Source organism: Paraburkholderia sp. BL21I4N1 (assembly GCF_002973525.1).
In the GTDB taxonomy this organism is placed as follows: Bacteria; Pseudomonadota; Gammaproteobacteria; order Burkholderiales; family Burkholderiaceae; genus Paraburkholderia.
The window spans coordinates 244,475-255,635 of sequence record NZ_PVEN01000012.1; the positions used below are offsets into that span (position 1 = coordinate 244,475).

The 11,161-nt window shown below is 63.4% G+C and carries 13 protein-coding genes and 1 pseudogene; 7 read left to right on the forward strand and 7 right to left on the reverse strand.

From position 1 onward, the window contains the following. Positions 1-5: 5 nt before the first annotated feature. A complete protein-coding gene (locus tag B0G83_RS26865) occupies positions 6-209 on the reverse strand; it encodes a cold-shock protein (RefSeq protein WP_007181784.1) in 204 nt (67 codons plus the stop codon). Between the two features lie 304 nt (positions 210-513). On the opposite strand from B0G83_RS26865, the gene B0G83_RS26870 reads away from it, so the two are divergent. Next, positions 514-1,959 (forward strand): NAD-dependent succinate-semialdehyde dehydrogenase, encoded by a 1,446-nt coding sequence (locus B0G83_RS26870; RefSeq protein ID WP_105510405.1) that lies wholly within the window; start codon positions 514-516, stop codon positions 1,957-1,959. A gap of 135 nt (positions 1,960-2,094) precedes the next feature. Beyond that, entirely contained in the window at positions 2,095-2,670 is a 576-nt protein-coding gene (locus tag B0G83_RS26875) for a GNAT family N-acetyltransferase (protein ID WP_105510448.1), read from the forward strand. A gap of 23 nt (positions 2,671-2,693) precedes the next feature. Here B0G83_RS26875 and kdgT read toward each other — a convergent pair whose 3' ends face one another. Continuing rightward, a complete protein-coding gene (kdgT, locus tag B0G83_RS26880; RefSeq protein ID WP_105510406.1) occupies positions 2,694-3,722 on the reverse strand; it encodes a 2-keto-3-deoxygluconate transporter in 1,029 nt (342 codons plus the stop codon). A 304-nt stretch (positions 3,723-4,026) separates the two neighbouring features. On the opposite strand from kdgT, the gene kduI reads away from it, so the two are divergent. From kduI to kdgR, 3 genes are all read left to right on the forward strand, one after another. Then, entirely contained in the window at positions 4,027-4,863 is an 837-nt protein-coding gene (kduI, locus tag B0G83_RS26885; protein WP_105510407.1) for a 5-dehydro-4-deoxy-D-glucuronate isomerase, read from the forward strand. A 67-nt stretch (positions 4,864-4,930) separates the two neighbouring features. Beyond that, on the forward strand, positions 4,931-5,686 hold the full coding sequence (gene kduD, locus B0G83_RS26890; protein WP_374954943.1) for a 2-dehydro-3-deoxy-D-gluconate 5-dehydrogenase KduD: 756 nt from the start codon (positions 4,931-4,933) through the stop codon (positions 5,684-5,686). Positions 5,687-5,856: 170 nt separating this feature from the next. Further along, positions 5,857-6,738, forward strand: coding sequence for a DNA-binding transcriptional regulator KdgR (gene kdgR, locus B0G83_RS26895; protein WP_105510409.1), 882 nt, complete (start codon positions 5,857-5,859; stop codon positions 6,736-6,738). Positions 6,739-6,812: 74 nt separating this feature from the next. Here kdgR and B0G83_RS26900 read toward each other — a convergent pair whose 3' ends face one another. Next, complete coding sequence (locus B0G83_RS26900; RefSeq protein WP_105510410.1) at positions 6,813-7,364, reverse strand: cytochrome b; 552 nt, start codon at positions 7,362-7,364, stop codon at positions 6,813-6,815. A gap of 214 nt (positions 7,365-7,578) precedes the next feature. Next, a complete protein-coding gene (locus tag B0G83_RS26905) occupies positions 7,579-7,794 on the reverse strand; it encodes a hypothetical protein (RefSeq protein WP_105510411.1) in 216 nt (71 codons plus the stop codon). A gap of 288 nt (positions 7,795-8,082) precedes the next feature. Between B0G83_RS26905 and B0G83_RS26910 the strand changes: the two genes are divergently transcribed. Beyond that, positions 8,083-8,472, forward strand: coding sequence for a hypothetical protein (locus B0G83_RS26910; protein ID WP_105510412.1), 390 nt, complete (start codon positions 8,083-8,085; stop codon positions 8,470-8,472). A 77-nt stretch (positions 8,473-8,549) separates the two neighbouring features. Beyond that, positions 8,550-8,798 (forward strand): hypothetical protein, encoded by a 249-nt coding sequence (locus B0G83_RS26915; protein ID WP_105510413.1) that lies wholly within the window; start codon positions 8,550-8,552, stop codon positions 8,796-8,798. A gap of 103 nt (positions 8,799-8,901) precedes the next feature. Here the strand turns inward: B0G83_RS26915 and B0G83_RS26920 are convergent, their stop codons facing one another. The 3 genes and pseudogenes from B0G83_RS26920 to B0G83_RS26930 form a co-directional block, all read right to left on the reverse strand. Further along, a complete protein-coding gene (locus B0G83_RS26920; protein WP_105510414.1) occupies positions 8,902-9,153 on the reverse strand; it encodes a hypothetical protein in 252 nt (83 codons plus the stop codon). 194 nt (positions 9,154-9,347) lie between these two features. Continuing rightward, on the reverse strand, positions 9,348-10,520 hold the full coding sequence (locus tag B0G83_RS26925; RefSeq protein ID WP_105510415.1) for a 4-hydroxybenzoate 3-monooxygenase: 1,173 nt from the start codon (positions 10,518-10,520) through the stop codon (positions 9,348-9,350). 284 nt (positions 10,521-10,804) lie between these two features. After that, positions 10,805-11,161: pseudogene (locus B0G83_RS26930) on the reverse strand (hypothetical protein); the annotation flags it as partial.

Below are 11,161 nucleotides of genomic sequence, written 5' to 3' on the forward strand. Positions count from 1 at the left end.
CGCCTTCACACCGGCTTGATATCCGCCGCCTGCTTACCCTTCGGCCCCTGCTTGATTTCAAAGCTGACCTTCTGGTTTTCCTGCAGCGACTTGAAGCCCTCGGAACGAATTTCCGAGAAATGCGCGAACAGGTCTTCGCCGCCGTCGTCGGGGGTGATGAAGCCGAAGCCTTTCGCGTCGTTAAACCATTTCACTGTACCGGTTGGCATGTCGATTCCTTGTGCATCTGGGTTGATTTGGGCTGCATTTGCCGCCGCGGGCTCGCGCCGGTTCGTGCCACTGCCGTTTGACTTTACGCCTCTTTGCGCGACGCCGCTTCGACTGCGTTGCCGCCGTCGCGGCAGCCGTGCCGCAAGCCGCGTGCCGGGCGTCGCGGCTGGGCGTGGGGTCGATGCGATTGCCTGCAATCAGATAAGATGTTTGTCTCGGCAGTCCATCCTTGGCCGCGCTGCTTCAGCCCAATGTTTCACGATCGCGCGGCCTGTCGTTTTCCCACCTACAGGAACCCCCAGCATGGCCATCCCGAGCTATACCGACACCCAACTCCTGATCAACGGCGAGTGGTGCGACGCCGCGAGCGGCAAGACCCTCGACGTCATCAATCCCGCGACCGGCCAGCCGATCGGCAAGGTGGCCCATGCCGGCATCGCCGATCTCGACCGGGCGCTGGCCGCCGCGCAACGCGGCTTCGAAACCTGGCGCAAGGTGCCGGCCAACGAACGCGCCGCGATCATGCGCAAGGCCGCCGGGCTGGTGCGCACGCGCGCCGCCGACATCGCCCGTCTGATGACCCTGGAACAAGGCAAGCCGCTGGGTGAGGCGCGCGTCGAGGTGCTGTCCGCGGCGGACATCATCGAGTGGTTCGCGGACGAAGGCCGCCGTGTCTACGGCCGGGTCGTGCCGCCGCGCAACCTGTCGGTGCAACAACTGGTGCTGAAGGAGCCGATCGGCCCGGTCGCGGCCTTCACGCCATGGAATTTCCCGGTCAATCAGGTCGTGCGCAAGCTGAGCGCGGCGCTGGCCTGCGGTTGCTCGTTCCTCGTCAAGGCACCGGAGGAAACCCCGGCATCGCCCGCCGCGCTGCTGCAGGCATTCGTCGAAGCCGGCGTGCCGGCCGGTGTGGTCGGCCTCGTGTTCGGCGATCCGGCCGAGATTTCGAGCTACCTGATCCCGCATCCGGTGATCCGCAAGGTCACCTTCACCGGCTCGACGCCGGTCGGCAAGCAACTGGCCGCGCTGGCCGGCGCGCACATGAAACGCGCGACCATGGAACTGGGTGGTCACGCGCCGGTGATCGTGGCCGAAGACGCGGACGTGGCGCTGGCGGTCAAGGCCGCCGGTGGCGCGAAATTCCGCAACGCGGGCCAGGTGTGCATCTCGCCGACGCGCTTCCTGGTGCACAACAGCATTCGCGAGGAATTCGCCGCGGCGCTGGTCAAGCATGCTGAAAGCCTCAAGCTCGGCGACGGCCTGACGGAAGGCACCTCGATCGGGCCGCTCGCCAACGCGCGCCGCCTCACGGCCATGAGCAAGGTGCTCGACGACGCGCGCAAGACCGGCGCGACGGTGGCAACGGGCGGCGAACGGATCGGCTCGGAAGGCAACTTCTTCGCGCCGACCGTGCTGACCAACGTGTCGCTCGAAGCGGACGTGTTCAACAACGAGCCGTTCGGCCCGATCGCGGCGATTCGCGGTTTCGACAAGCTCGAGGAAGCGATTGCCGAAGCCAACCGTCTGCCGTTCGGCCTCGCGGGTTATGCGTACACGAAATCGTTCAGCAACGTGCACCTGCTGTCGCAGCAGATGGAAGTCGGCATGCTGTGGATCAACCAGCCGGCTACGCCCTGGCCGGAAATGCCGTTCGGCGGCGTGAAGGATTCCGGCTATGGCTCGGAAGGCGGTCCGGAAGCGATGGAAGCCTATCTGGTCACCAAGTCGGTCTCGGTGACGGCGGCTTAAGCGCCCGCTGTAGCCTTAAGGCGGTTCGGGAGCGTGTGCTCCCGCTGCCTGTCTTTAGTGTGCCGGGTCCGCGACGTGTTGTTCGCGGACTTTTTTATTGTGACGAACGTGAATAACGCCAACCTTTCCCGACTCATGCAACCCACGCTGACTGGCAAGACCCTCGAACTTCAGCCGCTTCAGCCGGAACACGAGCAAGGCCTGCTCGACGCCGCCGCGGATGGCCAATTGTGGAACATGACCGTCACCGTGGTGCCGGGTCCGCAGACCATGGGCGCGTTTATCGCCGCCGCGCTCGAAAGCCGGGCGGGCGGCACGGTCATGCCGTTCGTGATCGTCAAACGCGACACGGGCAAAGTTGTAGGCAGCACGCGATTCTGGAAAATCGACCGGGTCAACCGCAAGCTCGAAATCGGTCACACGTGGTTGAGTCAGTCGATACAGCGTTCGGGCGTGAACACCGAGGCGAAGTATCTGCTGCTGAGCCATGCATTCGAAACGATGCAGTGCGTGCGCGTGCAACTCACTACTGATGAATCGAATGAGAAATCGCGCGCGGCGATTCTGGGCATCGGCGCGAAACTGGAAGGGATCGTGCGTCACGAGCGCATCATGCCGGATGGACGCAAACGCAATTCGGCGCGCTTCAGCATCATCGACGATGAGTGGATCGAGGTGAAGGCGATGCTGGAGCGGAAGATGGCGCGGTGAGCGGGCAACCGCCCGCCCCACCCTCAAACATGCACGTCGCGCTGCTCATTCAACGGCGCCGGCGGCACCTTCCCCGCCTCCAGCCCCTCGCCTGACGGCGCATTGCGCGCCTGCTGCCGATGCACCCAAAGCGCCGTCAGGATCGGCACCAGAATCGCCGTCACCAGACATGCGGTTGCGACCATCGCCGTGGCCGCCGGCACCAGTGGTTTAAAGCGCGGAATCATCTCGCCGATAATCGCCGGATTCGCCACCGCGGCGCCCGCCGTCGACGACGCCGCCAGCCCCGCCGCGCCATTGCCGCCCGCGATCCAGCGATCCGCGAGAATCAGCGGAATGCCCGTCACGACGATCACCCCGAGTCCGAGCACGACGCCCGGCAGACCGCTCGTCACAATCACGTTCAGATCGATGCCGTTGCCGAGCGCGAAACCGAAGAACGGAATCAGCGGATGCACGCAGCGCCCGAAGAACTCGCGCAACTCGCTATCCAGATTGCCCAATACGAAGCCGATCAGAAACGGCAGCACCGCACCGACGAACAGCCGCGGCTCGAAGAACGCCACCCCGGTCGCGCCCAGAATGATCATGCTGACGAGCGGCCCCGATTCGACCGACATCAGCACGAACGCGCCGGCCTCCTCCTTGGTGCCGTATTGCTGCATCACCGCCGCATAGAGGCCGCCGTTGGTCATGTCCATCGACGTGGTGATCGCCAGCACCGAGAGGCCCGCGAACAGCCCCGCCTTGACGCCGTCGATCGGAATGAAGCGCGCGGCGATCAACGTCGCGATCCACGCAACCAGCATCTTGGTGACAAGCAGCGTGCCCGACTTGCGCAGCACCACGCCGGTCGCCCGCAGGTCGATCGTCGCGCCCATGCAGAAGAACCAGACCGCCAGAATCGGCACGGTGCCGCTGATCAGGCCGTTGGTAAACGACCCGAAATATTTCCCCGCGCCCGGCGCAAAGGTGTGGACACAGGCGCCGAGCAACAACGGCACCAGCATCAGGCCGCCTGGCACACGGTCGATCGCCTTCTTGAGCTTCATGCCTCCTCCATGGACTTCGCGTCCCGTTGTCGGGTGAATCACCCGGGTAAGGTCCCGTTCTCACGCCGGGTTCTCCCTTTCGGCGCAATATATCACCGAGATAGGAACGACGTTCCGATTCTGTTTGAATATTTGTTTATCGTTTACCCGAGGCTGCTCCGAAAGGCTTGTCGCTATTCGTGTCGCGTCGCAATATTTTCGGACCGATGTTCCGAAATATGATTTTTGCGCTACAGTCATGGCCAGAACGGCGTCCCGGATCCATGGAGGTCAGGCGCCTCAACCGACTGGAGAAAGCGAAACCATGGAAGTGAGACAGGCCATCAACAGCGAGTACGCGAAAACGCTGGACACCGAAGGGCTGCGCAAACAGTTCCTCGTCGACCAGGTGTTCGAGTGCGATGCGCTGAAACTCACGTATAGCCACATCGACCGGATCATCGTCGGCGGGGTGTGGCCGGTCACGCGCGCGGTCGAGGTACCAGGCTCGCTGGGCAAGGCAATCGGCGTCAACTATCTGCTCGAACGGCGCGAACTGGGCGCGATCAATATCGGCGGCGACGGCTGGGTCGATGTGGACGGTCAGCGCTACCCCGTGCGCAACGAAGAGGCGATCTATATCGGCAAGGGCGCGCAAGCGGTGGCGTTCGGCAGCGACGACGTCGCGCACCCGGCGAAGTTCTACGTGAATTGCGCGCCCGCGCACACGTCGTATCCGACCCGCACGATCACGCTCGGGCAGGCGTCGCCGCAAACGCTCGGCGACCCCGCCACGAGCAACCGTCGCACCATTTACAAGTTCATCGTGCCCGAGGTGCTGCCCACCTGCCAGTTGTCGATGGGCATGACCAAACTCGAACCGGGCAATCTGTGGAACACGATGCCGTGCCACACGCACGAGCGCCGCATGGAGGTGTATTTCTATTTCAACGTCGCGGACGACGCCGCCGTCTTCCACATGATGGGCGAGCCGCACGAAACCCGGCACCTTCTCGTGCACAACGAACAGGCGGTGATCTCGCCGAGCTGGTCGATTCATTCGGGCGTCGGCACGCGCGCCTACACGTTCATCTGGGGCATGGTCGGCGAAAACCAGGTATTCGGCGACATGGATCATCTCGCGGTCCGCGAGCTGCGCTGATGGAACGGCATCGGAATCGCGCGGCGGACCGCGCACCTTCCTTGCACACCACATAGGTTTGAACACCGTGAACACTTTCGATCTCAGCGGCCGCGTCGCCATTGTCACCGGCAGCAATACGGGGCTCGGCGCCGGCATGGCGGTCGCGCTCGCCGCCGCGGGTTGCGACATCGTCGGCGTGAGCCGCGCCGAACCCGGCGACACGGCCGCGCGCGTCGAAGCATGCGGCCGGCGTTTTGCCGACGTGCGCGCCGATCTGGCGTCGATCGCGCCGGTCGAGGACATCGTGCGCGCCGCGGTCGAGGCGTTCGGCCGGATCGACGTGCTGGTGAACAACGCGGGCATCATCCGCCGCGACGACGCGCTCGAATTCAGCGTCGACGATTGGGACGCGGTGATGGACGTCAACCTGAAAAGCCTGTTCTTTCTGTCGCAGGCGGCGGCACGCCAGTTCGTCAAGCAGCGCGGCGGCGGCAAGATCATCAACGTGGCCTCGATGCTGTCGTTTCAGGGCGGCATACGGGTCGCTTCGTACACCGCGTCGAAAAGCGGCGTGCTCGGTCTCACGCGTTTGCTCGCCAACGAATGGGCCGCGCAAGGCATCAACGTGAACGCGATCGCGCCCGGCTACATGGCGACCGCCAACACGGCGGCGCTGCGTGACGACGCGCAGCGCAACGACGAAATTCTCGGGCGCATTCCGGCAGGCCGCTGGGGCACGCCGGAAGATCTCGCCGGGCCAGTGGTGTTTCTGGCATCGTCCGCTTCCGACTATGTGCACGGGCATACACTGGCGGTGGATGGCGGGTGGCTCGCGCGTTAGGTTGTGCGTCGGGTTACGCGTCGGCCCGCGGGTTACATCGGCTTATCGCGCCAGACGCGGTATGCTCTCGGCGCCGGCGAAAATGGCCACGCGTAAGTAGTGAACGCCACCCCACGGCGCGGATGAAGAGCATCGAGCCCGGCAGCACGGTATAGCGAGGAAACACGGAAATGGCAGCAATGAGCAAACAGCGCAAAGACGACGACGTCACGCCAATGCAGGACGCGGACAACGCCGACTGCGGCGCCGGCGGCGAGCGCGGCGAATCGGCTTCGTCGGTGGGCCGCGTGTTCGCGATTCTCGGCGCGATCGGCGAGCGCGGACAGATCGGCATCAGCGAACTGTCGCAACGGCTCGGCATGTCGAAGACCACCGTGCATCGTGTGATCCAGACGCTGAAGGCGCTCGGCTACGTGACGCAAGAAGTCGAAACCGAGCGCTACCGGCTGACCATCCGTCTGTTCGAACTCGGCGCGAAAGCATTGGAAAGTGTCGATCTGGTGCGCGAGGCCGACATCGAAATGCGCCGCATCGGCGCGGTGACGCGCGAAGCGGTCCACCTCGGCGCATTCGACGAAGACGCCATCATCTACATCCACAAGATCGACGCGGACTACGGCCTGCGCATGCAGTCGCGGATCGGCCGGCGCAATCCGCTGCACAGCACGGCGATCGGCAAAGTGCTACTGGCGTGGATGGAGCCGGCCGACGCGCGCGAGGTGCTCTCGCACGTGGAGTTTCGCAAGTCGACGCAAAAAACGCTCGCCTCCGCCGACGCTGTGTTGAGCATTTTGCCGCGTGTGCGTGAACAGGGTTACGGCGAAGACAACGAGGAACAGGAAGAAGGTTTGCGCTGTCTCGCCGTGCCGGTGTTCGATCGTTTCGGGCGCGTGATCGCCGGACTGTCGGTTTCGTTTCCGACCATGCGCTGCGGCGCCGATACGAAGTCGCACTATGTCGCGCTGTTGAAGGAGTCGGGTCAGGCGATTTCGGCGCGGCTCGGCTATCGCGAAGCAGCCGCGGCCGAACGTCTCGCCGCCGAGCAGGGATAAGCGAGCAACGCGCGACCCCTGGCGCCGGTCCGGGCGGCGCTTCAACGCAACGCATGAGCCCATGAGTCGGCGGCTCACGGCAGCATGCGCTGCAAAATCCGATCCCTCAGCACGAAGCGATGAAACAGCGCGGCCGCCACGTGCAGCGCGATCAGCGCGAACAGCACCCATGCCAGAACGCCATGAATATCGCCCATTGCGTGAGCGGTGGGCGACCCCACCGGCGCGATGGCCGGATACGGCAGCAGGCCCAGCAGCCTGACCGACCAGCCGCGCGACGACGCATTGGCCCAACCCAGCAACGGCACGACCACCAGCGCGACATAGAGCAGCCCGTGAGTAATCTGCGAAACGAGGCTGAGAACCGGCAATAGCGCCGCGGGCGCGGGTCTGTGGGTGAGTCGCCAGACGATTCTCAGCACCACGGCCGAGATCAACGTCGCGCCCACGCCAAGATGCCATGCAATCAGCCCGTCCGGCCGCGTGCCCTTGTGTATATCCGGCATGGTCCAGCCGAGCGCGAACTGGGCGACGATCAGCACGACCACCAGCCAATGAAAAAACTTCGCCACGGCGTCATAGGCCACCGGGTCGCGGCGTGAACTGGCTGGGTCGGATCGGATCATGATGATTTACGTCGGTTGTGTTCGAGTTGTCGATCAATCGCAGCGGCGTCGCGTGGACGCCCGGCATGCGGCGCGCACGCGCTGGCGCATGCTACGGCGCAAAGCTTAAGAAAAGCTGATGTCACGCAGATGTTGCCTGACCTGTGCGTGGCTCGCTCATGGTGCGAGGGTCGTGAAACTCGCGGGCACCGGCTGACGGCGTTGCGCGGCGTCCTCAGTCTGCAACTGAATGTATCCGCTCCGCCAATTCGCAACGCAACACGATGCCGTATAGATAGCCGCTATTCACACGTCGGCACACGTCCGACCTTTCGCTCGCGACGGCCAGCGCGTTGCGCGACGACGCGGCTTTTTTCATCGTGCGTTCAATGGCTTGGCTGCCAACGTCGCCGCAACGCAGCGCTTGCCCGTCACTTTCGACCAGCGTCATCGCAAACGTCCCGCGCCACCATCGCACGAGGTGGCATCGACACGTCCTGTTACACACGAACACATCGGTAATGACGCCGCTCAGTAGAGTTCGGTCACACGGAACAACGGAGCAACGCCATGAAACGAATCCTCGCGCTGGTCATTCTCGCCGTCACGCTCGGCAGTGCTTTAGGCGGTTGCATCGTGGTGCCTGGTGGCGGCTACCACGATCACTACTATCACGATCATTACTAGGCGTCGATTGCGACAGACCCTTCACACTCAAACGTAAAAACCGAGAAAAAACATGAGCAATTCACGAAGCCGCTGGTGGTCGTTGGCGATCGTTGCGGGGCTGGGAATCGGCGCGTCGCCGGTGGCGTTCGCGCACGTCGATGTGGGCGTGAACATCGGCATTCCGGGCGTCGTGTATGCGCCGCAACCGGTTTATGCCGCGCCGCCTCCGCCGCCGGTTTATGCACCCGCTCCGCCGGTCGTGGTGGTAGCGCCGGGCTGGTATGGCGAACGCTATTACGACGGGCATCGTTACTGGGAACGTCGCGAATGGGAAGCGCGTCATCGCGACGAACGCGAATGGCACGACGCTCGCGGCCCGCACGGCGACTGGCACGGTCAAGACGGCCACGATGGTTACGATCATGGCCGCGACGGCGACTGGCACGGCAACAACCATTGAGACATGAACCTGGCGGCGTCGCTGACGAGGCCGGACCGCGCAACTTATCGCGCCACACCGATCAAAGGAGCGACGCTTTGTTACGCAACGAACCACGACGCGTCACCGCGCGGATCGACGACAAGGTCGTCTGCGCCGAATACAGCGAACAGACCGGGCAATTGTGCGTGCGTCAGGATGGCGCGCTGCTGCGCGAGTGGTTTCCACCGCATTCGTGGATGGCGATTGCTTCGGTGGCAGGCGCACGGCATTGGGGCACGCGCCCCACGGACGACGATCTCATCGCGCTACTGCGCAACGAGATGACATTGATGCGAACCTCGTGATCTCGACCTCGATGCCGAGTCGAACGGATTGCGGCTTGCACATTGCACGCTACGGCGAATTCATCGAAGGCTTCACCGTGGCGCGCATGCGATGCGTTTGCGCCTAGCGAGCGTTGCGGATCGGCGGCGAATAGGAACTCACCGTGGTGTCATTGGCGTAGCCGGCTTGCCACGTCCCATGGCTGCCCGAACCATAGCCGCCATTGGCGGCCTGAGCGGCATTCTGCTGAACGGCAGGCGCGGCCTGCACCGACTGCGCGTCTTGCGCCGCCGGTTGCATGGACGACTCGGCAAACGAGGCGACCGGCACGGCAAGCACGACGGCGAAAGCAACGGTTTGAATGAGCGACTTCATGAAACCACCTCCAGAATTTGTCTCCGCATTTATTTCTAAACGCGCCGTGAATCTGGCTATTACTGCAGCCACATAGACAGTCTAGGTGCGCGGTGATAGGGGATAAATCCGCTAATCCTGAATACACTGTTGCTTTGCGCACGACAATGAAAATGGCGGCGCTTCAAACCGCGTGACGCCCTGCCCACGCCTCTCTACGCCACGGCGACGCCCACATAATTTTCAGCCATCGCGGTCGCCGCCGCGCGTGAAGTCGTCACATACTCCAGTTCCGCCACTTGCAACTGCTGCTCGAACGGCGAAGCACCTTCCATGCGATGCATCATGCTCGTCATCCAGTACGAGAAATGCTCGGCGCGCCAGATGCGCTTGAGCGCCGTTTCGCTGTAAGCGTCGAGCAGATCCGTACGATTCTCCGCGTAGAACGCGTTCAACGCGCGTGTCAGGACACGCACGTCGGCGACGGCGAGGTTCATCCCCTTCGCGCCGGTGGGCGGCACGATGTGCGCCGCGTCGCCGGCGAGAAAAAGACGGCCGTGCTGCATCGTCGTGGAAACGAAGCTGCGCATGCCGACAATGTTCTTCTGAAAGATCCTGCCGTCGACGATTTGCTGGCCGTCGCGCGAATCGACGCGTGCGTGCAACTCGGCCCAGATCCGGTCGTCGGACCAGTTGTCGACGGAATCCTTCGGATCGCATTGAAAGTACATCCGCTGCACATTCGGCGAACGCGTGCTAACCAACGCGAAACCCCGCTCGTGACGCGCGTAGATCAATTCTTCCGACGACGGCACGCCTTCGCACAGAATGCCGAACCACCCGAACGGATAAACGCGCTCGAAGTCCTGCCGCAGCGCCTGCGGAATCGCCGCGCGCGACACGCCTTGCGAGCCGTCGCAACCGATCACGAAATCGCACTGCAGGTCGTGCGTTTCGCCTTCGTGGTGGTAGCGGATCGAGGGCGACTCGGTCTCGATGCCGTGAATCGACACATTCGATACGCCGAAGCGCGGCGCGCCGTCCGCGGCGACGCGCGCCGCCACCAGGTCCTTGATGACTTCGTGCTGCGCGTACACCGTGATCGAATGGCCGGTGAGTCCGGTCAGGTCGATACGCCGGCGTTTGCCTTCGAAAGCCAGCTCGAAGCCGTGATGCAACGCGCCTTCGGCATGCATGCGCGCGCCGACGCCGGCCTCGGTCAGCAGGTCCATGGTGCCCTGTTCGAGCACACCGGCGCGAATGGTGGATTCGATCTGTTCGCGTGAGCGCGATTCGAGCACGACGGAGTCGATGCCGCGCAAATGAAGCAGATGGGAAAGCAGCAGGCCCGCGGGCCCGGCGCCGATGATGCCAACTTGAGTGCGCATGAGTTGTCTCCTGTCGGCCGAAGTGAGCGCGTTAACGCTGCTCCGGTGCCATGACGTGTTGTTTAACTGGCGCTCAGTGTGGCGATCACGGCCTATATCGCGCAACGCGATATGACGGATAGGCGATATCTAGTTTTGAGATAACGGTGAGGCGTCAGCTCGTGGCGCTAGTGGATCGAAAAGCGCGCTAACGCTGTCCAGACGGAGCTTGTGGCTCATTCGCCGGATCACCGTGGTGGGTTTGCCGCGATGCGTGGGACTAAGGTAAACCCCGACGCGTTCGACTACGCGAGAAACAGTCGATAGACGGGATTCCGCGTCTCTTCCCAGTTCGGATAACCGAGCGTGGCGAGAAACTGGTCGAACGCCGCGTTCTCGCTTTCGGGCACCTGAATGCCGACCAGGATCGAACTGTAGTCCGCGCCCTGGTTGCGGTAATGGAACAGGCTGATATTCCAGTTCGGCGCCATCGACGACAAAAACTTCATCAGCGCGCCCGGCCGTTCGGGAAACTCGAAACGGAACAGACGTTCGCTATGCGCGAGCGGCGAGCGGCCGCCGACCATGTAGCGGATGTGCTGCTTCGAGAGTTCATCGAAGGTCAGGTCCACGGTCGCGAAACCGTGTGCTTCGAATGCGCC